Annotated in this window: 23 protein-coding genes; 14 read left to right on the forward strand and 9 right to left on the reverse strand. The window is 43.7% G+C overall.

Annotated elements, in window-relative coordinates; genetic code table 11:
- The first annotated feature begins 12 nt into the window (after positions 1-12).
- Positions 13-303 carry an HNH endonuclease gene (locus ACFQ2J_RS01170; protein ID WP_386055804.1) on the forward strand — a complete coding sequence of 97 codons (291 nt, stop codon included), beginning with the start codon at positions 13-15 and terminating at the stop codon, positions 301-303.
- 31 nt (positions 304-334) lie between these two features.
- Here ACFQ2J_RS01170 and ACFQ2J_RS01175 read toward each other — a convergent pair whose 3' ends face one another.
- The 6 genes from ACFQ2J_RS01175 to ACFQ2J_RS01200 form a co-directional block, all read right to left on the reverse strand.
- On the reverse strand, positions 335-553 hold the full coding sequence (locus ACFQ2J_RS01175; RefSeq protein ID WP_386055806.1) for a spore germination protein: 219 nt from the start codon (positions 551-553) through the stop codon (positions 335-337).
- A gap of 25 nt (positions 554-578) precedes the next feature.
- Positions 579-950: a spore germination protein GerPE gene (locus tag ACFQ2J_RS01180; protein WP_386055808.1), complete on the reverse strand. Its 372-nt coding sequence runs from the start codon at positions 948-950 to the stop codon at positions 579-581.
- A 13-nt stretch (positions 951-963) separates the two neighbouring features.
- Positions 964-1,176, reverse strand: a complete 213-nt coding sequence (locus ACFQ2J_RS01185) for a spore gernimation protein GerPD (protein WP_386055809.1) — start codon at positions 1,174-1,176, stop codon at positions 964-966.
- Positions 1,173-1,736 (reverse strand): spore germination protein GerPC, encoded by a 564-nt coding sequence (gerPC, locus tag ACFQ2J_RS01190; protein ID WP_386055811.1) that lies wholly within the window; start codon positions 1,734-1,736, stop codon positions 1,173-1,175. Before gerPC ends, ACFQ2J_RS01185 begins: the two co-directional genes overlap by 4 nt.
- Positions 1,737-1,841: 105 nt before the next feature.
- The gene (locus ACFQ2J_RS01195; protein WP_386055813.1) at positions 1,842-2,069 is read right to left on the reverse strand and encodes a spore germination protein GerPB; all 228 of its coding nucleotides are present in this window, start codon (positions 2,067-2,069) and stop codon (positions 1,842-1,844) included.
- On the reverse strand, positions 2,069-2,293 hold the full coding sequence (locus tag ACFQ2J_RS01200; protein WP_386055815.1) for a spore germination protein: 225 nt from the start codon (positions 2,291-2,293) through the stop codon (positions 2,069-2,071). Before ACFQ2J_RS01200 ends, ACFQ2J_RS01195 begins: the two co-directional genes overlap by 1 nt.
- Before the next feature lie 91 nt (positions 2,294-2,384).
- On the opposite strand from ACFQ2J_RS01200, the gene ACFQ2J_RS01205 reads away from it, so the two are divergent.
- The 6 genes from ACFQ2J_RS01205 to ACFQ2J_RS01230 all read left to right on the forward strand — a co-directional run bounded on the left by ACFQ2J_RS01205 (position 2,385) and on the right by ACFQ2J_RS01230 (position 6,964).
- Positions 2,385-3,569: a DUF418 domain-containing protein gene (locus tag ACFQ2J_RS01205; protein ID WP_386055817.1), complete on the forward strand. Its 1,185-nt coding sequence runs from the start codon at positions 2,385-2,387 to the stop codon at positions 3,567-3,569.
- A 20-nt stretch (positions 3,570-3,589) separates the two neighbouring features.
- Positions 3,590-4,786 (forward strand): DUF2157 domain-containing protein, encoded by a 1,197-nt coding sequence (locus ACFQ2J_RS01210; RefSeq protein ID WP_386055819.1) that lies wholly within the window; start codon positions 3,590-3,592, stop codon positions 4,784-4,786.
- Entirely contained in the window at positions 4,783-5,292 is a 510-nt protein-coding gene (locus tag ACFQ2J_RS01215; RefSeq protein WP_386055821.1) for a GDYXXLXY domain-containing protein, read from the forward strand. Before ACFQ2J_RS01210 ends, ACFQ2J_RS01215 begins: the two co-directional genes overlap by 4 nt.
- A gap of 259 nt (positions 5,293-5,551) precedes the next feature.
- A complete protein-coding gene (locus tag ACFQ2J_RS01220; protein WP_386055822.1) occupies positions 5,552-6,040 on the forward strand; it encodes a GNAT family N-acetyltransferase in 489 nt (162 codons plus the stop codon).
- Entirely contained in the window at positions 6,037-6,459 is a 423-nt protein-coding gene (locus tag ACFQ2J_RS01225; protein ID WP_386055824.1) for a hypothetical protein, read from the forward strand. The genes ACFQ2J_RS01220 and ACFQ2J_RS01225 overlap by 4 nt, the downstream gene beginning before the upstream one ends.
- 7 nt (positions 6,460-6,466) lie before the next feature.
- Positions 6,467-6,964, forward strand: a complete 498-nt coding sequence (locus ACFQ2J_RS01230; RefSeq protein ID WP_386055825.1) for a GNAT family N-acetyltransferase — start codon at positions 6,467-6,469, stop codon at positions 6,962-6,964.
- A gap of 264 nt (positions 6,965-7,228) precedes the next feature.
- Here the strand turns inward: ACFQ2J_RS01230 and ACFQ2J_RS01235 are convergent, their stop codons facing one another.
- The gene (locus ACFQ2J_RS01235; RefSeq protein ID WP_386055827.1) at positions 7,229-8,422 is read right to left on the reverse strand and encodes an ornithine--oxo-acid transaminase; all 1,194 of its coding nucleotides are present in this window, start codon (positions 8,420-8,422) and stop codon (positions 7,229-7,231) included.
- A 167-nt stretch (positions 8,423-8,589) separates the two neighbouring features.
- Here ACFQ2J_RS01235 and ACFQ2J_RS01240 point away from each other — a divergent pair, with 167 nt between their 5' ends.
- The 3 genes from ACFQ2J_RS01240 (at position 8,590) to asnB (ending at position 11,862) form a co-directional block, all read left to right on the forward strand.
- Positions 8,590-8,949 (forward strand): YisL family protein, encoded by a 360-nt coding sequence (locus ACFQ2J_RS01240; protein WP_386055829.1) that lies wholly within the window; start codon positions 8,590-8,592, stop codon positions 8,947-8,949.
- Between the two features lie 131 nt (positions 8,950-9,080).
- Positions 9,081-9,368 carry a hypothetical protein gene (locus ACFQ2J_RS01245; RefSeq protein WP_386055831.1) on the forward strand — a complete coding sequence of 96 codons (288 nt, stop codon included), beginning with the start codon at positions 9,081-9,083 and terminating at the stop codon, positions 9,366-9,368.
- A gap of 649 nt (positions 9,369-10,017) precedes the next feature.
- Entirely contained in the window at positions 10,018-11,862 is a 1,845-nt protein-coding gene (asnB, locus tag ACFQ2J_RS01250; RefSeq protein WP_386055833.1) for an asparagine synthase (glutamine-hydrolyzing), read from the forward strand.
- A gap of 48 nt (positions 11,863-11,910) precedes the next feature.
- Here the strand turns inward: asnB and ACFQ2J_RS01255 are convergent, their stop codons facing one another.
- Both ACFQ2J_RS01255 and ACFQ2J_RS01260 read right to left on the reverse strand, forming a co-directional pair.
- Positions 11,911-13,263 (reverse strand): MATE family efflux transporter, encoded by a 1,353-nt coding sequence (locus ACFQ2J_RS01255; RefSeq protein ID WP_386055835.1) that lies wholly within the window; start codon positions 13,261-13,263, stop codon positions 11,911-11,913.
- 71 nt (positions 13,264-13,334) lie between these two features.
- On the reverse strand, positions 13,335-15,083 hold the full coding sequence (locus ACFQ2J_RS01260) for an alpha-glycosidase (protein ID WP_386055837.1): 1,749 nt from the start codon (positions 15,081-15,083) through the stop codon (positions 13,335-13,337).
- Positions 15,084-15,400: 317 nt separating this feature from the next.
- Between ACFQ2J_RS01260 and ACFQ2J_RS01265 the strand changes: the two genes are divergently transcribed.
- The 4 genes from ACFQ2J_RS01265 (at position 15,401) to ACFQ2J_RS01280 (ending at position 20,566) form a co-directional block, all read left to right on the forward strand.
- Positions 15,401-16,705 (forward strand): extracellular solute-binding protein, encoded by a 1,305-nt coding sequence (locus ACFQ2J_RS01265; RefSeq protein WP_386055839.1) that lies wholly within the window; start codon positions 15,401-15,403, stop codon positions 16,703-16,705.
- A gap of 134 nt (positions 16,706-16,839) precedes the next feature.
- Complete coding sequence (locus ACFQ2J_RS01270) at positions 16,840-18,141, forward strand: carbohydrate ABC transporter permease (RefSeq protein WP_386055840.1); 1,302 nt, start codon at positions 16,840-16,842, stop codon at positions 18,139-18,141.
- 5 nt (positions 18,142-18,146) lie between these two features.
- Positions 18,147-18,989 carry a sugar ABC transporter permease gene (locus ACFQ2J_RS01275; RefSeq protein ID WP_386058290.1) on the forward strand — a complete coding sequence of 281 codons (843 nt, stop codon included), beginning with the start codon at positions 18,147-18,149 and terminating at the stop codon, positions 18,987-18,989.
- Positions 18,990-19,030: 41 nt separating this feature from the next.
- The gene (locus ACFQ2J_RS01280; RefSeq protein WP_386055842.1) at positions 19,031-20,566 is read left to right on the forward strand and encodes an alpha-amylase family glycosyl hydrolase; all 1,536 of its coding nucleotides are present in this window, start codon (positions 19,031-19,033) and stop codon (positions 20,564-20,566) included.
- Positions 20,567-20,583 lie beyond the last annotated feature (17 nt).

Genomic DNA, 20,583 nt, shown 5'->3' on the forward strand with positions numbered 1-20,583 from the left:
GGGTGCAAAGCGATGAATGATGGAAATACGTGTGACCTTTGTATGCGTTCGCCTATTACCACAACGGTCCATCATCTGGTTCCGAAACAGCATGGAGGCGCGGATGGTCCGGTTGCAGATCTATGCAGTGCCTGCCATCGACAGGTCCATGCGTTGTTCACCAACCAGGAATTAGCGGCATTCTATCATACTGTAGAGCGCTTGCGTGATCACCCGGATATGTATAAATACTTGAAGTGGGTGAAAAAGCAGGACCCTGAAAAGAGAATCACTACCCGAAAGGCCAATCGCCGAAAAAGATAAAAGAGGATGTCTCCGTTTGGGGACATCCTCTTTATGCGTTTGCCGTAAGGTTTTGGTCGTTGACATCCGGGTCGAACGGATTGGTGGAGCTGAATCCGTTATTCGTACAAATGAAATCGCCTGTGTTAAGGGAACCTGAACCTGAGTTCGTCTTTGCTGCGCTCTTCGGTGCAAGGTAGAAAGCATCACCAAAGTTGACTACGCCTCCACCTACGCTGTTTATTTTGATTGGTCCTACTATGGAAGGCATTCATCATCCTCCTTTAAGCTTCTCTTCAGTGTATGTCATCCGCTCCGTTTCGTTCATCCCTCAGGAAACGTATATGCTTCGTCCTTGACTCGGCATCGATGGAGCCTAAACTGCCGACCTGCATGACTGAAGCGGTCGATACCCCAAATACCCGAATCGTGTCGACTTGAATGTAAGGGTTGTGGTGGATATGACAATCGCTTTTGGGAAGGGCTACTATTTCCCTTTTTAATTGTCTTGTGAAGATGGGGTAATCTTCGAACTTGAATTCATCTTCCGTGAAATCTGCTCCTTCTTTCTGGACCGCAAGAACACGTGAATACGGGTCTGCCTGTGCAGTGTCCCCGATTGCAAAAGTGGATCCGGTCGTGACCGATGTGACCTTAATCCAATTCACTCGTGCTTCCCGTTTAATCACCCGCTTCACCTGTATCTTCCAGCGTCACTTGACCTTCTGATAAAGGCACATAGGTGCCGATGATGAGGGATTCCGCTGGAGTATCAAAGTAAGAGTTCAATCGGATTTGTTCATTATCTCCAATCAAAAAAACGGATGAAGATGTTACACCTGTCACTTCAATATTCCCTACGTGCAATCCCCAATTATGGACGATGAAACTCATCGTTGATCGTCTCCTTTTTTATCATGAAAGAATTTTGAAATCGAATCATTGATTTCCTGTTTGATGCGTTGGATTGTATCGGCTGCCTCCGGTTTCGGACTCATCTGTTCGTAATGACCGATGCGGCTTGGAAGCTGGCCTCTGATATCCTGGATGATTTGATCATCCAGACCTTGCCTTAACTCGGTTTGATTGTTTTCCGCCAGACTTCGGATAAGCGCTTTTCCATCTCTGAGCATATATTGATCGAGTTCTTCAAGGATGGTCTGATTCATTGGTTTTTCAACCGGATTGTTCGGTAACTGATTCCAAAGTGTCGTGTCTTCGATCCCCTGTAATTCAGAAGGGGATAATCCTATATGGAGCGTACCTTCTAGTGTCTCAATCTTTAACTGGTCAAATTTGTATTCGATTTTTTCGATAACGGTTTTTGGCTGTTCGGAGTGACTTTTTTCAAGGCTGTCGATTTTCTTATATAATTCTTTGATCTCCTGTTGTTGCTGGGTAAGCTGCTCCATTAGCTGCTGCATGTAAGCTTGCCAAGAATTGTAATCGTACATTCAAGTCCCTCCTCGCTCATCAGGATGTAGTCACCTTGGAATTAGGCGTTTGATACAATTTATGCGAATTGGGCGGAGGTGTGACGAAGTAAGTTGAGATATCTATTACGTCGGACCGAGCGGAACAAGGGGTGTGCCTTCGTAAGGCGCATAAGTCGCTACTCCTCCAAGTGGCTCTGCTTCAGGTGCAGGTTCTTCAAACCCTCCAGTATTGTATAATTCAGCTCTTGATTGAATGGTTCCGGCACTGCCGATCTGAAGAACGGAAGAGTTCGTCACTGCCCCGACCTTGAGCATGTGGATGCAGATCGACTGATGGATGGTAATACTCATTAGGCAATCACTCCTGTGTTGGACTGGTCAGCGACATCCTGATCCCTGACATAGGTGATGGAGCGGTTCAAGTCGATTCTTATTCCGTCCCCTGTGTTGAAGGAACCACCACCTGCAAACGTTTTTGCAGTACTGATCGGTGCGATGTTGTACACATCCCCGATGTTGAAAATACTGGATGAAGATACACTGATGACTTTGATCGCTCCGACACTTGCTGGCATAGGTTCACCTCCTTGTATTATGTAAGCGCGATAAATTTCGGTATGATTTACCGGATGAAACACGTAAAATGAAAGTAGAGGAGGGAAAACATTGAGGGATTACGGTACACCACTCCGGGAAGCGAATCGACTAAGCTGGATCGACGCTGCCCGTGGACTCGCGATTTTAGGTATATTCATGGTAAATGTTCCAGCATTCAATGCTCCTTACTTTTTGTATGGAGGGGAAGACGTTTATTGGTCAGAGCCTTTAGATAGCTGGGTTCAGGCAATTGTCGATATTTTCTTCCAGGCAAGTTTCTACACGCTATTTTCCTTCTTGTTCGGATTCGGTTTGCAAGTTATGAAAGATAGATTGGAACAGAAGGGTTTGACCCATCGCCTAATTCTGTTTCGAAGGCTGGTCGTGCTGATTGGATTCGGGATGATCCATGCATTTTTGATCTGGCACGGCGATATTTTATTATCATATGGAACGATTGGACTTTTGTTATTTTTATTCTTCAACCGGAAAGCGAAGACACTTCTCATATGGGCATTCGGACTGCTTACGGTTTATACTGCGATGTTCACGATGCTGCTTTATTCTATAAGGGATCAACTGGATGGCTGGATGAATTATCCGGCGATCACTGCTGCCAAACAGAATTATGGGGACGGCTCGCTACTTGAAATCTGGAAGCAGAATTATAATGACTGGATTTATGCGAATGGACCGGAAAATTGGCCATTTCTGATCATGAGTCTGTTACCGATGTTTCTTCTTGGAATGTACACAGCGAGAAAAAAATGGCTCCATCAACCATTGGAACATCGAAAAACCCTATCCATTGCATTGGTGATCAGTTTCGTGCTCTTCATACTGCTGAAAGCTGGACCTTATGCGTTTGGGAATCCTGCCTGGGTTCAGGTGCTTCAGGACAACATAGGAGGATCAGCTTCTGCCATCTTCTACGTTGTAGGTTTGACTTTACTCAGTACCAGAAAGGCAGGAACCAAGCTTCTTTCACCACTGACACATGTAGGGCGGATGTCCCTATCCAATTATATTCTGCAGTCGCTGATTTCGTTTCTGCTATTTTATTCTGTGGGATTCGGACTTTATGGAAACGTCTCTCCTTTGGAAAGTGCTTTGATAGTAATCGTCCTATTTACTGGTCAAATTTTCTTAAGTAAATGGTGGATCGCGAAGTACCGGTTTGGTCCGTTGGAATGGCTTTGGCGGACATTGACGTATGGTAAGAAACAGCCGCTCAGACGAAAAAGTGAGACCTGAACAGAAAGAAGGGGTGGAGGATGAACAGGAACCAGGTAGCTAAAGAGGGAAGGAAATGGGTGGAAAAGGGTATTTTGTCGGAAAGTCAGTTCAAGCAGGTTCTGATGCTGTATCCGCAGAAAAACAATCGTTCCATGCTTCTGATCTTTGCGTCAATTTTCATCGGACTGGGATTCCTGACATTCATTGCCTCCAACTGGTCCCAAATTTCCGATATGTCACGAATGGCAATCATCTTGATTGCGCTGCTTTCCTTTTATATATCCGGGGAGTTGGTCTACAGGAATAAATCAAAAGCAGTCGGCGTGAGTTTGCTTGTAATCGCGGTTTTTGTTTTTGGAGCAGGAGTGTTCCTGACCGGGCAGATGTATCACTACACGTTCATGACTGCTGTCCCATTTCTTGTGTGGGCATTAGCTGCTTACCTTGTATTCGGATTCTATCAGGAAAAGGTGCTTTTTATCACGGCGATTGGAATTACGACCGTTGGCCAAGTTTACAGTGGCATCAATTACTTTGAGTTCAACCTCTGGCTTGGGCTGTTATTGCTGTTCTGTTTCGGATACTTTGTCTATCATCAGCCAAGCAGGACTTACAGTATGTTGTTCTCCATCAGCTACCTGATCCAATCGCTTGTCCTTGTCCTTGCAGAAGAGCATGCGTTTTATTGGCTACTCATTTATTTGCTCGCTTTGTATGGAGTAGGAACAATAGGTAAAGACCGTATGAATGGGTATCTTTTACAAAGGGCAAGTACGGTCGCAGCATTCCTGCTGGTCATTTGGCAAGTCTTCTTTCTGGAAAATGACTATGCCGCAGTCCGGACAGAAGGGAGTCTATTCTTCCTGATCAGTTGGCTGGTGGTCATGGGTGCGGTAGTGTTCTACATCTGGATGAAATCCCCTATGATCCATGCAATTACACTGATTCTGTTTCTTCCAGTATTTTATTTGCCTGGTGCTTCCTTGATCGCCTTACTTCTGCTATTCGGATTTTCCCTGGGGTGGCTGCTGCATGGGTATGACCAGGAAGCACCTGAACAAATCAATCGAGGGACGATCGGCTTTGTCATCAGTACGTTCGTCGCTTACACGCACTTGGCATGGGACTTCATGGATAAGTCGCTGTTCTTCTTCATTGGCGGGGTGCTGTTATTCCTGTTAAGCTATCTGCTTGAGAAGAAACGGCGGAAGGTGAAAAGGGGGCGTGCGGCATGAAGCGTATCGCTTTTTATGTAATCGTTGCAGCTCAGGCTTTATTTCTGATTGGGATGTCAGCCGCTTATTATGCCATTGATGCTGTAGGTGAATCTATCAAGCTTCGAACAGAACCGATTGACCCGAGGGACCTTTTTTATGGAGACTATGTGACACTGAATTATGAAATTGAACAGATCCCGATTGAAAAATGGAATGTTGAGAAAGAGGCATCTTACGGAGACATGATTCATGTGTTATTGGAGAGACGGGAAGATGGAATCTACGAAGTTGTCGAAGCCTCCAATCGCATGTATGACCCCGGTGACAACCAGGTTGCTGTCCAGGCGAAATATGAGTGGAGCAGTGAGGTGGAGAAAATCCATCGAGTCAGTTATGGCATCAATCGGTATTATGTAGAAGAAAATACAGGCAGGGAATTGGAAGAACAAGCTGGAGAAATGATCGTCGAAGTGGCAATCGCTCCATGGGGGCAAAAGAAGATTGTTTCCATCGATAACGAGTAGGCATCGTCAACAGACGATGCTTTTTTCTTTATATGGGAAATTATAAAAAATCAAGCAGTGGATAACTTTAGCTAGTGGGTTTCCTCCAGCTACAGCGTCTACCCCCTCGAGGTCTTAAGTCAATCCTCTCTGTAACAGAGACCGTCACGACGAGGCTTGTCTTAAGCTTGTCGGGGGTGACCAAGACGCTTGTGCTTTTACTTTTGGTAATAAATGCTATAATTGGTTCAACCTTCGGGAGAAAGGGAGGCGCAAAAAAATGAGTGTGACAATTCGAAATGCTAATGAAAAGGATCTATCTGACATCATCCAGGTAGCCAGAAAAAGCTGGCATGCCACCTATCAAGGAATCATTCCTGTTGCTATACAAAATAGATTCCTGGATATGGCCTATTCGGATCAACAGATGAAAAGGCGTCTGGACGGTTCGTATTTGTATGTAGCTGAAGTCGATGGCGGTATCGTCGGCTTTGCAAATTTCTCACCAGTTAAAGAGGGTGGAGAAGTTGAATTAGGAGCGATTTATTTGCTTCCAGATCAACAAGGCCAAGGGGCTGGGACGCTGCTTCTTCAAAAAGGAATTGCTGATATACCTGAAATAAAAACGGTCTACATAAATGTTGAAAAAGAAAATCAAACCGGGCTGCTGTTTTATAAAGCGAAAGGGTTTCAGCTAGTAGATGAATTTGATGACGATTTTGATGGGCATATCCTAAAGACGATCCGAATGGTGCTGAAGGTGAAATGAATGTTAAAATCATCGGCTTTACTTCGTTTTGTATTGGCGTCATCCTGATCGCCCTGCTTGTAGTAGCTGACCATTTTCCATCTTTTCCGGGCACGATCGGTAATCCTACGGCAAGTGAAATATTGAACGGAAACCAAGATGCCGATATCATCAAGTTCGAAGGATTGATCTACTCGAATGTAACCGATCATGACTGGCTGCCGATAAGTGACTTGAAGAAAGGTGATATGGTGGGGGAAATCAAGAAAAAGACATCATCGAGCTGGTTCTTCAGAAACCTTTACGCCACAAAACTTGCAAAAGGAACAGAGCTTTACTTAGATGAAGGTGATTCATATAAGAAAGGGAATGCCCCCCACTATCTAATCATAGTTCAGGAGGATAAAAAGCAAATCTATCAATCGCTTAGAGAGGGGTAGTCGTATTATGGAAATAAGAGAAATAACATTGGCAGATACCGAAAAGTTCATTGAGTTGATCCAGAAAGTCGAAAACAGCTCCAAATTCATGCTAATGGAAGCTGGAGAGAGACAAACAACATTAGAGCAACAAAGGAAGAATTTGTTACATATAGAAAAACAGGAAAATGCAACGATATTTGTGGCTGAAGAAGGGGAGCACTTAGTTGGATACCTGATGGCGGTCGGAGGTACGGTCAAAAGGAAGAGGCATTCCGCATACCTTGTCATTGGTGTTCTTGAAGCTCACCGAGGAAAAGGAATTGGTACAGCACTGTTTCAAACCTTATCAGAATGGGCTCATGCTAAAGGTATTTCTAGGCTGGAACTGACAGTGGTCACAGAAAATGATGGAGGGGTAGCCCTCTATAAAAAGTGTGGTTTCGAAGTTGAAGGAACCAAACGTCATTCTCTAGTTATTGATGGAAAGTTCTATGATGAATATTATATGTCTCGCTTGTTGTAAGAAAGGGGAGGCTGGATCAAAGCAAAAGTTGTGGGACAGAAGATTATTTAATAGCAGACATAAAGCGTAGTCAATATGCGTAGACTCCAGCGGGAACAGCACGAGTCTGAAGGCACCGCAAGAAAGCGTGTTTTGCTTTCTGAGGAGACTGAGGCCTTGCCCGGGGAAAGCGGAGTATGTTGACGAAGTGGGGGACATAAGGAAAGACCCGAACATTATTCGGGTCTTTTCTAATAAATACATTTTGTTGTTCCAGTAAATATTTTAAGCCTCTAAAACTTCTTTAATCTGCTTCAGTGCCCAATCAAGATCGTCTTTTTCGATGATCAGTGGAGGAGCAAAGCGAATCACGTTTTCATGTGTTTCTTTACACAATAGCCCTTTTTCTTTCAATTCTTCACAATACTTACGTGCAGGCTCTTTCAATTCTACACCAATAAAGAGACCTTTTCCGCGTACTTCCTCGATCATCGGATTATCAATCTTTCTAAGCTCATCCATCATATATTCTCCAAGCTCAAGAGAACGATCTGCCAGTTTCTCTTCTTCAAGTACATCCAATGAAGCGACGGATACCGCACTTGCAAGCGGGTTACCCCCGAATGTGGATCCGTGGGAGCCTGGGTTGAACACTCCTAGAACATCTTTGTTGGCAACGACACAGGAGATCGGGAACACGCCTCCACCAAGTGCTTTACCAAGAATCAGCATATCCGGAGTGACATCTTCCCAGTCGCATGCGAACATTTTACCGCTGCGGCCAAGACCTGCCTGGATTTCATCTGCGACGAAAAGCACATTGTTATCATTACATACATCATAAGCTTCTTTCAGGAAACCTTCCGGAGGCATGATGATACCAGCTTCACCCTGGATCGGCTCCAATAGGAATGCTGCGGTGTTTTCAGTAATTGCATCTTTCAACGCATCGATGTCTCCATATGGTACCAGCTTGATTCCTGGAAGCATCGGTCCGAAGCCACGCTTATATTCTTCTTCAGATGACAGTGAAACCGCTGTCATTGTGCGGCCATGGAAATTACCTGTACAAGCGATGATTTCCGCGTGGTCGCCTGCAACACCTTTGACATCATAAGCCCAGCGACGAGCAGCTTTGATAGCCGTTTCTACTGCTTCAGCGCCTGTATTCATCGGCAGCGCCATTTCTTTATTGGTCAGCTTACAGATTTTTTCATACCAAGGGCCAAGCTGGTCATTGTGGAATGCACGTGAAGTCAGTGTCACGCGGTCTGCTTGATCCTTCAAAGCCTGAATGATTTTCGGATGACGATGTCCCTGGTTCACTGCTGAATATGCACTCAGCATATCCATATAACGATTACCTTCCGGGTCCTCCACCCATACACCTTCCGCTTTGGAAATGACAATTGGGAGCGGGTGGTAGTTTTTTGCGCCAAATTCCTGAGTTTGATCAATGATTTGTTGACTATTTTGCATAGGATATCCCTCCATTTTCAAATCGGCAGTCTGCCACCATTATAACAGGTTATGTATTAATTTTCTTGCAAGTGAAAAAATTGCTTCACAAAGTTTTCATTAGGAAGATTTGAAGAAATCATGGTACTATTACAAGGAGATGGACTTGTAAAAGGAGGAAAACAGACATGGCACATCTACATATTACTTCATGGGTGCTGGCATTGATTCTACTGCTTGTCGTAGTAAGCTTGTATCGATCTGGAAATGCAAAAGGTGCAAAAATAACACAGATGGTGCTTCGACTGGACTATCTATTGATTCTTTATTCTGGAGGAAGCTTGTTTGCTTCGTATGAAAACATCGGTGGGCTCGTCATCGTGAAAATGCTTGTCGGTTTATGGGCAATCATCGCGATGGAATTGATCGGGGCGAAATATAAAAAGCAGAAGCCTGCAAGTGGAGCATGGGCGCAGCTTGCGATTGCATTCGTAGCCGCATTGATCCTCGGCTTCGGATTCCTTCCATTAGGATTACTTGGAGCGTAATTCCCAACCTCTTATGACAGCGATTGTCATAGGAGGTTTTTTTTGGTTCTGAAGCTATCATTTACTTGTAGGAAACGAGCCTTTCATCTGATAGACTGACAAAAAAACGGCGGAGAGGGGAGGAAGCCGGGATGTGGCACATGTTCCTGGATCACTGGATTCCAATCGTTATCCCTATTGTTTTCTTGTCAATCGGACTTTATTTGACGATAGCAAAAGACTTTAATCAAACAAAAGTGTTCATGATCATTGGACCATTGATTGGATTGATACTTGGGCTTAATATTGCTTTTGCCTTCGGAATGAGCATGCTTACCAGAGTGATCATCATTGGTGCATTCATAATATTTGCTTCCATTTTTACACTTCCATTAGTTGTTCGAATAGGTGGACGAATGGAAAACAATGATCAATCTTAACGACCAGACCCTGAATGGAATAGGGCTGGTCTTTTTTATAGTTTAGGAATTTAAATGCTTTATTAAGGCAATTTGTATCCGTGTTGTAAAAGTCTTAGTAGGGCCGATAAATTGAATAGGCATGGAAGTGCGTAGCATTTTCGTTACATTCTAATAAAAAAGTTGCTGTTGCTGATAGTTAATACAGGGCAAGCGTTGTTCGTCAAACACATAGAGGGAGGCTGGGAAACTGTGAGACTCCCGAGGGAGAATGGACTAGGCGAGACCCCACAGGGAGTGAAACGACCGAGGAGGCTCGACAGTTCCTCCTCAGGAAAGCGAGTAGTTTCCCAGCCTCCCTTTCCACTGATTTGGCAACGACCTCTAAATAAACGGCTGATTTAAATCATTGATAACGTTTAACTGATTCCTAATTAATAAATAAAAAACGGACACCGTCATGGGTGTCCGCTTATGGGGGGTAGCTGTGTTAGTTGAAATGTTTTTCAATTCCATCACCATTGGGGAGTGGCGAAAGAATTGTTCTAACTAAATGATAATAATTATCATTATCAATGTCAAGCGTAATCTTAATCGGTAAGACAACATACGGACAGGATGGACACACATATAATACATTAGCTTTCATAAATAAGGGGTGCAGGCTTATATGTGTGGGATTGTCGGGTGGAGTGATTTCCGCCAGAACCTTGGAGATAAAGAAAAGATCATCAAACAAATGGCTTCTTCCATCGAACATAGGGGTCCTGATGAATATAACGAATGGTTGGATGTTCATGTTGCGTTCGGACACCGTCGACTGATCGTCATCGATGCAGCAGGCGGTAGGCAGCCAATGAAGAAGAAAGCAGGAGACAAAGAGTTCACCCTTTGTTATAACGGGGAACTTTATAACACAGAAGACATACGCAAGGAACTTTTGAATAAAGGATGGACGTTCCGTTCCCATTCCGATACGGAAGTGTTGTTGACGAGTTACATGGAATGGGGGAAAGAGTGCCTTTCCCGCTTGAATGGGATTTTTGCATTTGCAGTCTGGGATGCCGAAAAACAGGAACTGTTCCTTGCAAGGGATCGATTGGGAGTGAAGCCGTTATTTTATACCGAGCTGAATGGTGGGGTGATCTTCGCTTCTGAGATAAAAGCGATTCTCGCTCATGGTGGAATAGCGCCGGAACTGGATGATGATGGATTACATGAATTGCTGGCATTGGGCCCATCACGAACGCCTGGAAATGGAGTGTTCAAGGGCATTCACGATCTTAGGGCAGGGCATTGTGCCACTTTTACGAAGCAAGGATTGAAGATTGAGCGGTACTGGAATGTAGAAAGTAAACCTCATGAAGATTCTTTGGAGCGCACAATCGAACAAGTAAGGGAAAAATTCCTCGAGGCTGTCAGCAGACAGCTTATCTCAGATGTTCCACTTGGAACCTTCTTGTCAGGCGGGGTGGATTCGAGTGCGATAACGGCAGTTGCCGCCGAAGATTATCGAGCCGGAAATAAAGGCAACTTGCACACGTTTTCCATCGATTTCGAAGAGAACGAGAAATATTTCAAAGCCAGTTCCTTTCAACCGACGAGCGATGGGCACTTCATCAATCTCATTCGTCAAAAGCACAATACAAACCATCATCGTCACGAAGCGGACAATCAAGTACTTGTGGAGTTGCTGAAGGATGCTACAAAAATCCGTGATTTACCTGGAATGGCTGACGTTGATTCATCGCTTCTCTGGTTCTGCAGGCAGATTAAACCGGAAGTGACGGTCGCATTATCTGGTGAGTGTGCGGATGAGATTTTCGGTGGCTACCCTTGGTTTTATCGGGAAGACGAATTAAAGCGCAATGGGTTCCCGTGGATCCGCTCGAGGGAATTGCGGGAGGATCTGCTTGCGAAAGAATGGCAGGAGAAGCTGGACCTGAACGAATACATGCTTGCCCGCTACCAGGAAACCCTGGACGAAACTCCGGCCTTAATCGGAGAATCCGAAGTGGAAAAAAGGCGCAGGCAGATGTTCTATCTCAACATGCATTGGTTCATGCAAACCTTGCTCGATCGTAAGGATCGTATGAGCATGGGAGCAAGCCTTGAGGTGCGCGTGCCGTTCAGTGACCATAACCTGGTAGAATACGTATGGAACATTCCCTGGGAAATGAAACGGTATGGCAACCAGGAAAAAGGTATTCTCAGAAAAGCATTGGAAGGGATCCTACCTCATGAAGTGCTATATCGCAAGAAGAGTCCATACCCGAAAACGCATCATCCAGCCTATACAGATGCGGTCGTCCAGTGGATCGAAGAAATTCTCGCAGATAAACAATCCCCATTGTTCCAACTTTTCGATCATGGAAAAGTGAAACAGTTAGCAGCTTCACGTGGAGATTCGATCGATACACCATGGTTCGGACAACTGATGACTGGACCACAACTGCTTGCCCATCTTTGTCAAATAAATTACTGGCTGAAAGAATACAAGGTTTCGATTAACTAGACTCAATAAAAATCCCGAGCAAAGCTTGCATTTGCTCGGGATTTTCGTTTATTCAGCAGTGTTTGATTTTACAAATGCCATGGAGACCCAGACCTTAGAGCGCCAGCGCCAGAGCATCAGGATGCCCCTAAGCCACTCGTCGACAATGAATGCGATCCATACGCCTGCGAGCCCCATCCCTAAATGCAAGCCGAGAAACCATGCCAGCGTGACAGAAACGCCCCACATGGACAAGATCCCGATATAAACTGGGAATTTCACATCACCTGCTGCTCTAAGTGAGTTGATGACAACAAGGTTGAAGGCTCTCCCAGGTTCCAAAATGATGGTCAGGAGAAGGAGGATACTTCCTTGCGCAATGATGGACGTATTATCAGTGAAAATACTTAATAGTGCATCACTAGAAAAATAGAAAACGATAGCCACCAGCAATGAAATGACGATTGCCAGTTTCAAGCTTTTGAGACAGCGCCTGTATGCGCGTTCTGTTTCTTTAGCACCGATATAGTGTCCGATTAGGATCTGAGTGCCCTGACCGATTGCGATCGAAAACAGGAGGACGAACATCATCAGGTTTTGCGTATAAACTTTCGTCGTGATGGCGACAGTCCCCATTTGTGCAATGAAGTAAGTGATCGCCATTTGACTCGTATTATATGATAAATGTTCCCCCGCTGAAGGGACGCCGATTTTCAGCAGATTTCTGACGTGCTGGCGTTTATAGCTGAAAAATGCGGCACCTGGCAGCCGGCCTTCACTCCGTTTAATCAGTAGTACGACCAAAACGAGAAAGCCGATGAATCTGCTTCCGGCAGTAGCAAAAGCAACCCCTTGGACACCGAGTACCGGAAAACCAAGCGGACCGAAGATGACGAAATAATTGGCAATCACATTGATGATGTTCATTCCGATCGTTACATACATCGTATCTTTCGTATGACCGTAGCTTCGGAGAATTGCTCCTGTCGTCATAATCAACGCCTGGACGAATATAAGACCACCAACGACATTCATATAAAGCTGGGCATCCCCCATCAACTCTTCTGGTAGATCCATCACGTTCAGAATCTGTTCACTGAACAGGAATAGAAGGAAGCTTAATACGATCGAAAACCATAGATTGATACTTAGGGAAGTGACTGCAATCGCTCCTGCTTCCCGTTCTTCTTCAGCTCCAAGGTGCTGTGCCACGAGAATGGCAGAGCCAGTGGCAACAAATCCGAACATGACGATGACTACAGAAAGGATTTGATTGGATACCCCGACAGCAGCTACTGCATTATCGGAATATTGACTGAGCATCAACGTGTCTGCATTTCCCATCAGCATATGGAGCAGGATTTCAATGAAAATCGGCCATGTCAATGCAAACAGCGTCATATTTTTGGTAGGTTTCTTCATACACAGGACTCCTCAATCGATTAAAAAACGAAGTCGCTTCCGAAGTGGAAGCGACTTACCAGCATACCTGTTTATTTTACATGGAAAACTTTGAATCCGTAAGCAGGCAATTGTACTGAATTAGATTTTTCTGGATGATAGGATTCCTCTGTAAAAAGTTCGACAGCCTCACCCATATATTCAATCTCAATCGTTTGAGCAAGTCCAGAGTTATTCACTATAAAAATCAATTGTTCCTCTTCGTTTGTTTTTTCATAAACGATCGTTCCGTTCTCATCATCGGATTGTAAGAAGCGGAAGCCGGCCCCATTACCGAATGCAGGAATTTGTTTTCTGAAGGTCAGTAACTGTTTGACAAACTCGAAAAGGTCCCTGTCCTGTCCATCTTCATCCCAAATCATGCATGCACGGCAACCAGGGTCCTGCCCGCCGTTCATTCCGATTTCATCGCCATAATAAATACAAGGTGTTCCGATGAAGGAGAGCTGGAATAAATAAAGCAATTTCACTCTTTCCTTATTTTCATCAGCAATTGTAAGGATCCGTGGTGTGTCATGGCTGTCCAGAAGGTTAAAAGCAACCTCATTTACGTTGGCAGGATACATATGAAGCACGTTCGTAATCGAATCCGCAAATTCTGTTGCACTCATTGATTGTTTGGCGAAAAATTCAATAGCGCCATTGGTGAACGGATAATTCATGACTGCATCGAATTGATCTCCCTGCAGCCATGGCATGGAATCATGCCAGATTTCTCCTAGTATATATGCCTCTGGTTTTGTCTTTTTTACCACTGATCGGAAATCCCGCCAGAATGCGTGATCGATCTCATTGGCAACATCAAGTCGCCAGCCATCAATATCAAATTCTTCAATCCAGTACTTCGCTACATGCAGCAAATAATCTTTCACTTTCGGATTTTCCGTGTTCAGCTTAGGCATCGAAGGAACAAACGCAAACACGTCGTAGTTCGGCTCAGGCTCAGTACGAATCGGAAATTCCCAAAGGTGGAACCAGTCCCGGTACGATGAGTCCTTCTCATTTTCCAATACATCCTGGAAGGGCAGGAAGTAGTAGCCGCTATGATTGAAAACAGCATCCAGCATCACCTTGATCCCTCGCTCGTGACATGCTTTTATAAGCTTCTTGAATGTTTCTTTGTCACCGAATTGAGGATCGATTTCCATATAATCGATCGTGTCATATTTATGATTGGAATAAGCTTTGAAAATCGGTGTGAAATAAATCCCATTCACGCCCAGCTCTTCAAGGTGATCCAGGTGGTCGATGACTCCCTGGAAATCCCCGCCGAAAAAGTTTGTTGGAGTAGGGGGTTCAGATCCCCATGGAAGTGCACCTTCAGGATCCGTCGATGGATCACTGTTTCCAAACCGTTCAGGGAAGATTTGATACCATGTCGTATCCTTGACCCATTCGGGAGCCTGAAACACATCGATAGTGTTAAGGAAAGGAAAACAGAAATAGAATGCGGTGTCGTAAGGGGTAACCTCATAAAACCCTCGTTCGGTATAGGTGAAGGTTTCTGTTCCATCAGAAACCTCAAAGCCGTACCGGAGTCGTCTGAACGGTGGTTTTACCTCTGCCATCCAGTAATCGTACAACGAGGTGGATCCAGATCTTTTCATATCAATGGTGTGAAACTGCCATTCCCCATCACTCCAGTCGTACGGATCGCCATGAATAAGTCTCACTGAAGAGAGATCACCTTTCTTTGATTGAAGCATGATATGCAGAGTTTCCTTATCATACGCATATGCAAAGTTATTCTTCGGACGATGATAGATCGCCTGTTTTAACATCGAATCATCCTTTCTGCACAATCGTTTGCACAAATCGATTGCAAAGGTCGAATTTTGGTAGAAACTTATTAAACTAAACCTAGCTAAATAATCTATGAATGTCAATGAATTTAAGATATGAAAAAATAATTTTGTAAGCGGTTACCCTATAATAATATAGGGGTTTTTATTAAATGAAACTATGAAACTGGAAAATGGTATTGCAATTAAAATGGGTCAATGTATAATTAAAGACAAGATGTGTGCAATCGTTTTCATAAACTATATGGAAAACGGTTTCATACATAATATTTAAATACCTTGGGAGGGTCAATATTATGAAAAAGTGGTTGGGTCTATTATTGGCGTCACTTCTGATCATTGGTGCACTTGCAGCTTGTGGTCCGGAAGAATCGTCAGACGACAAAGACAGCAACGAATCTGACAGTGAAACAACTGAAACAGAAGGAAATACAGAAGGCGAGTCTGACATGCCTGAAAAACCAGATAAGCTTACAATTTGGATGAACGATGAAGAAAAGCAAAAAGAAGCAATCCAGCAAATTGCTGATTCTTACACAGAAGAAACTGGTATCGAAATTGAAATGATTCCTGTATCTATGTTGGACCAAATTGAAAAATTGGATGTTGAAGGACCTGCAGGAAACGGTCCAGATATCATTTTCCAGCCGCATGATCGTATTGGAGATCTAGTTCTTCGTGGACTGGTTGATCCGGTCAGCCCGAATGCGGATGATTACACCGATACAGCAATGACTGCTGTAACTTATGATGGTGACGTTTGGGGTTACCCGGCAGTAACGGAAACATATGCACTTTTCTATAACAAATCTCTAGTAGAAGAAACTCCGGAAACGATGGAAGATCTGATGGCAATTGCTGAACGTGATACGAATGCTTCTGAAGATAAGTTCGGTTTCCTTATGGAAGCAGCAAACTTCTACTTCACATACCCGTTCCTATCCGGTAACGGTGCTTATGTATTCGCTAACGAAAATGGAAACTACGACATCAGCGACATTGGTTTGAATAATGAAGGAGCAGTAAAAGGTGGAGAATTGATTCAGTCATGGTTCGATAATGGATATATTCCACAGGACCTTACTCCGGATATCATGAACGGACTATTCAAAGAAGGTAAAGTCTCTACTGTAATCAACGGTCCTTGGATGGTTCGTGAATATCAGGACGCACTAGGAGAAGACCTGGTGGCAGCTCCACTACCACTTCTTGAGAATGGTGACAATCCAAAATCTTTCGTAGGTGTAAAATCTTACATGCTTTCTTACTACTCTGAAAACAAAGAGTGGGCTGAAGACTTCATGTCACACATTACGAACACTGAGAATGCAATGGTCTACTATGATGTAGCTGGTGAAATGCCTGCTCGTAAAGATTCAATCGAAGACCCGGCGATTGCAGAGGATCCAATCTACTCTGCATTTGCAGAACAAGCGACTTATGGTGAACCTATGCCAGGAGTTCCAGCTATGCAGCAAGTATGGGAACCAATCAACAATGCACTATCTTTCATCTCAAAAGGTGAACCAGTTGATGAAGTACTGGACGAAGCTGTACAGATCATCCAGGATAACATCGCTGCATCCGGTGCAGGTGAATAAATTGAATAATGATCCATCAGTGAACGTTCTTTCACTGATGGGATTTACCGGAATGTTCCGGTGAAGAGAGGGTGGATGGAAGGCAATCAGCCTTCCATCTACCATTTTTATGACCATCGGGGGAGGAAATTGAAATGGCTACCGTTGACAACAATAAGAAAAAACTCGATATGAAGCAACCCCGCAATATTGCCACGCTACTATCAATCTTCGTGCCCGGTCTTGGGCAGATTTACAATAGGAGGTTTATTAAAGGAATCATTCTATTTGTCCTGACAGTATCGTTTTTAGCTGTTTTCTGGGATTACCTTGATATCGGTATTTGGGGCTTGTTCACACTGGGAACGATTCCAAGGGAACACCATTCCATTCAGCTGTTGATACAAGGTTTGATTTCTTTAGTGATCCTGTTCTTCGGTATATGCATCTACATATTCAATCTAAAGGATGCCCGTAAGGATGCGATTGCAAAAGAAGAAGGAAAGACAAATCCTACTTTCTTCCGTGCAATGCGTGATTTCTATGATAAAGGGTTCCCTTACTTCATGATTTTGCCCGGGTTCTTCATGCTTATTTTTATCGTTATTTTACCATTGGCCTTCATGATCGGATTGGCGTTTACAAATTATAATCAATACAATGCGCCACCTAGAAAGCTTCTGGATTGGGTCGGATTCGATAACTTCGTTGCTTTGGTCAACGTGGATATTTGGCAGGATACTTTCCTGAGTGTTTTTACTTGGACGATCGTCTGGACATTTGTCGCTACTACATTACAAATTGTGTTGGGATTGTTCCTGGCGCTGCTTGTAAATGATAAACGGATAAAGTTCAAACGCTTGATTCGTACATTCCTTATTTTACCGTGGGCAGTACCGGCTTTTGTATCCATCCTAATTTTTTCAGCTCTATTCAATCCGACATTCGGCGCGATCAATAGGGACCTTCTAAGTCAATTCAATTTGATGATCCCCTGGCTGTCCGATCCTTTCTGGGCGAAAATCGCCTTGATCATGATACAGACATGGCTCGGATTCCCGTTTGTTTTTGCATTATTTACAGGAGTGCTGCAAAGTGTTCCAGCAGATATGTATGAAGCGGCAGATGTTGACGGAGGTACTCGTGTACAGAAGTTCCGTTTCATCACTATGCCACACCTTCTTTATGCGACTGCACCATTGTTGATCATGCAATACGCAGGAAACTTCAATAACTTTAATATCATTTATCTGTTCAACCAGGGAGACCCTGCAGTGCGTGGTCAATCTGCCGGCGGGACAGACATTCTTATTTCGTGGGTTTACAGCTTGACCTTCGAGACGAATAACTACAACATGGCAGCTGCAATAACAATCATTATGGGACTGATGGTATCGATTTTCGCTTTCTTCCAATTCCGTAAGACTGCAGCATTCAAAGAGGAGGGACGTTACTGATGGCGATGCAACCGAAGACGAAATCAAAAATTGAAGTAGCGTTCATTTATTTATTTTTATTAGTGATGTTCATCCTTATTGCATACCCATTACTTTGGACGATCATGATGAGCATCAATCCCGGAACAAACATGCTTGTGACAAAAATGATTCCCGAAAATCCAACCTTGGAGCACTACGCATGGCTCTTCACGGATCCATCAAGCGACTATGTCATTTGGTATAAGAACAGCTTGATTGTAGCTTTCGTCAATGCTATAGGATCTGTAATTTTAACATCATTGATTGCATATGCATTTTCCCGTTATAAGTTCGTTGGGAAAAAGTATGGATTATACATGTTCCTTCTATTACAAATGTTCCCGGCTCTGATGGGGATGGTAGCATTGTATATTCTATTAAGTACAATCGGATTGATTGACTCTCTGGCAGGTTTGATTCTTATATACCTTGGCGGACAGATCCCATTCAACGCCTGGCTTGTAAAAGGATACTTCGATACGATTCCTAAGGAGCTGGATGAGGCTGCCAAAATTGATGGTGCAGGTCATCTGAAGATTTTCTGGACAATCATGCTGCCACTGGCAAAGCCGATCCTGGCGGTAGTTGCTTTGTTCAACTTCATGGCACCGTTCATGGACTTCCTTTTGCCGCGTATCGTACTGACGAGTCCTGAAAAATATACATTGGCACTTGGACTGTTCAACTTTATCAATGATCAGTTCTCCAATAACTTTACACGATTCTCAGCAGGTGCCATTTTGATTGCTGTTCCAATTGCTCTAGTTTTCCTTCTATTGCAACGTTATCTCATTTCAGGTTTGACATCTGGAGCTACAAAAGGGTAATAATAGGGATGGTATTTTAAATAATTGGAGGAGGAGCGGAAATGAAGAAAAGATTACTAGCTTTATTCATCCTTCCGTTTCTTCTTTTTTGTTCTTTTCCTATTACCGCTTTAGGAGCTGATGAAAAAGAAGATAGCTGGGAAGATGAGATGGTATATTTCATCATGATCGACCGTTTTTTTAACGGAAACTATGACAATGATTATGAGGTTGACACCGATGATCCAAAAGCCTATCACGGTGGTGACTTAGAAGGTATCATCCAAAAACTCGATTATATTAAAGAGCTGGGATATACAGCGATATGGGTCACCCCGATCATGAAAAATGAACCCAAGGGGTACCACGGGTACTGGATTGAAGACTTCATGGAAGTGGAAGAGCATTTTGGCACGATGGAAGATGCTAAAAGATTAGTAAAAGAAGCACATGACAGAGATATCAAAGTTTTGTTTGATTTTGTAGTGAACCACACAGGTTATCAACACCCTTGGCTGGAGGAACCGGATAAAGCAAACTGGTTTCATGAAGAAAAGCGGATGATCGGAGATTCACCTTCTGTTCTTGAGAATGCTTGGCTGGCAGGATTGCCGGATTTAAACACCGAAAATCCTGAAGTGAAAAATTACTTATTTGATGCCGCTGAATTCTGGATTGAAGAAACAGGTGTCGATGGTTTTCGGTTGGATACCGTGAAGCACGTGCCGAAAGAATTCTGGCAGGAATTCAGTGCACATGTTAAATCGATTGATGAAGATTTCTTCCTTATTGGAGAAGTTTGGAGTAATAATCCTAAGTATATTGCTGAATATGAGGAAACCGGTATTGATTCGTTTGTAGATTATCCCCTATATGAAGCGATGTCTCAGGCGTTCATGGAAGCTGGTGGGGACTTACAAAGCGTTTACAATGTATGGGAAGCGAATCAAGTGTTCTATGAACAGCCATACCTGCTTGGAACATTCCTTGATAATCACGATAACTTACGATTTACAAGGGAAGCTTTGAAGAAGAGGCAGGAACCAACGACACGATGGAAGCTCGCATTGACTTATCAATTCACAGCGCCAGGAATACCGATCACTTATTACGGTACAGAAGTTCCTTTGGATGGAGCGGAAGATCCGGATAACCGGCGAATGATGAACTTCAACGCGGGTGATGGAGAAGTGAAGAAACACATTGAACAGATGACCGCGATTCGCAACAAGTTCCCGGTACTCGTCAAAGGTGACTTTGAGGAATTGTACAATGAAGACGGAATGGCGGTTTTCTCCAGATCCTATGAAGAGGAACAAATCATCGTCGCAATCAATAACAGTGAAGCGACCAAGTCTTCTGTAATCAATTTGGATGCAAAAGAAATGCAGCTTACCGGTCTCCTTCAGGATGAAATTGTACGTGACAAGGATAATGGCACTTATGAAATAACGTTGGATCGTGAAGAAGCTGAGGTATTTGTCGTAGAGCAGGACAAAGGACTGAACTGGGCGTTCATTCTTCTGATTGTAGGAACGATGGGAGTATTTATCGCAGCAGTTATTTGGTTAAGCAGAAAAAGTAAACAAACAGAGTGACAACGACGGTATAGTAG

The sequence above is a fragment of the Thalassobacillus hwangdonensis genome, from assembly GCF_042675915.1.
Taxonomy (GTDB): Bacteria; Bacillota; Bacilli; order Bacillales; family Halobacillaceae; genus Thalassobacillus_A; species Thalassobacillus_A hwangdonensis.

Bases quoted from the DNA above. Each gene is read 5' to 3' on its own strand.
- ACFQ2J_RS01170 (WP_386055804.1), top strand. From the start codon at position 13: ATGAATGATGGAAATACGTGTGACCTTTGTATGCGTTCGCCTATTACC.
- ACFQ2J_RS01175 (WP_386055806.1), bottom strand. From the start codon at position 553: ATGCCTTCCATAGTAGGACCAATCAAAATAAACAGCGTAGGTGGAGGC.
- ACFQ2J_RS01185 (WP_386055809.1), bottom strand. From the start codon at position 1,176: ATGAGTTTCATCGTCCATAATTGGGGATTGCACGTAGGGAATATTGAA.
- gerPC (WP_386055811.1), bottom strand. From the start codon at position 1,736: ATGTACGATTACAATTCTTGGCAAGCTTACATGCAGCAGCTAATGGAG.
- ACFQ2J_RS01195 (WP_386055813.1), bottom strand. From the start codon at position 2,069: ATGAGTATTACCATCCATCAGTCGATCTGCATCCACATGCTCAAGGTC.
- ACFQ2J_RS01200 (WP_386055815.1), bottom strand. From the start codon at position 2,293: ATGCCAGCAAGTGTCGGAGCGATCAAAGTCATCAGTGTATCTTCATCC.
- ACFQ2J_RS01210 (WP_386055819.1), top strand. From the start codon at position 3,590: ATGAACAGGAACCAGGTAGCTAAAGAGGGAAGGAAATGGGTGGAAAAG.
- ACFQ2J_RS01215 (WP_386055821.1), top strand. From the start codon at position 4,783: ATGAAGCGTATCGCTTTTTATGTAATCGTTGCAGCTCAGGCTTTATTT.
- ACFQ2J_RS01220 (WP_386055822.1), top strand. From the start codon at position 5,552: ATGAGTGTGACAATTCGAAATGCTAATGAAAAGGATCTATCTGACATC.
- ACFQ2J_RS01225 (WP_386055824.1), top strand. From the start codon at position 6,037: ATGAATGTTAAAATCATCGGCTTTACTTCGTTTTGTATTGGCGTCATC.
- ACFQ2J_RS01230 (WP_386055825.1), top strand. From the start codon at position 6,467: ATGGAAATAAGAGAAATAACATTGGCAGATACCGAAAAGTTCATTGAG.
- ACFQ2J_RS01235 (WP_386055827.1), bottom strand. From the start codon at position 8,422: ATGCAAAATAGTCAACAAATCATTGATCAAACTCAGGAATTTGGCGCA.
- ACFQ2J_RS01240 (WP_386055829.1), top strand. From the start codon at position 8,590: ATGGCACATCTACATATTACTTCATGGGTGCTGGCATTGATTCTACTG.
- ACFQ2J_RS01245 (WP_386055831.1), top strand. From the start codon at position 9,081: ATGTGGCACATGTTCCTGGATCACTGGATTCCAATCGTTATCCCTATT.
- asnB (WP_386055833.1), top strand. From the start codon at position 10,018: ATGTGTGGGATTGTCGGGTGGAGTGATTTCCGCCAGAACCTTGGAGAT.
- ACFQ2J_RS01255 (WP_386055835.1), bottom strand. From the start codon at position 13,263: ATGAAGAAACCTACCAAAAATATGACGCTGTTTGCATTGACATGGCCG.
- ACFQ2J_RS01260 (WP_386055837.1), bottom strand. From the start codon at position 15,083: ATGTTAAAACAGGCGATCTATCATCGTCCGAAGAATAACTTTGCATAT.
- ACFQ2J_RS01265 (WP_386055839.1), top strand. From the start codon at position 15,401: ATGAAAAAGTGGTTGGGTCTATTATTGGCGTCACTTCTGATCATTGGT.
- ACFQ2J_RS01270 (WP_386055840.1), top strand. From the start codon at position 16,840: ATGGCTACCGTTGACAACAATAAGAAAAAACTCGATATGAAGCAACCC.
- ACFQ2J_RS01275 (WP_386058290.1), top strand. From the start codon at position 18,147: ATGCAACCGAAGACGAAATCAAAAATTGAAGTAGCGTTCATTTATTTA.
- ACFQ2J_RS01280 (WP_386055842.1), top strand. From the start codon at position 19,031: ATGAAGAAAAGATTACTAGCTTTATTCATCCTTCCGTTTCTTCTTTTT.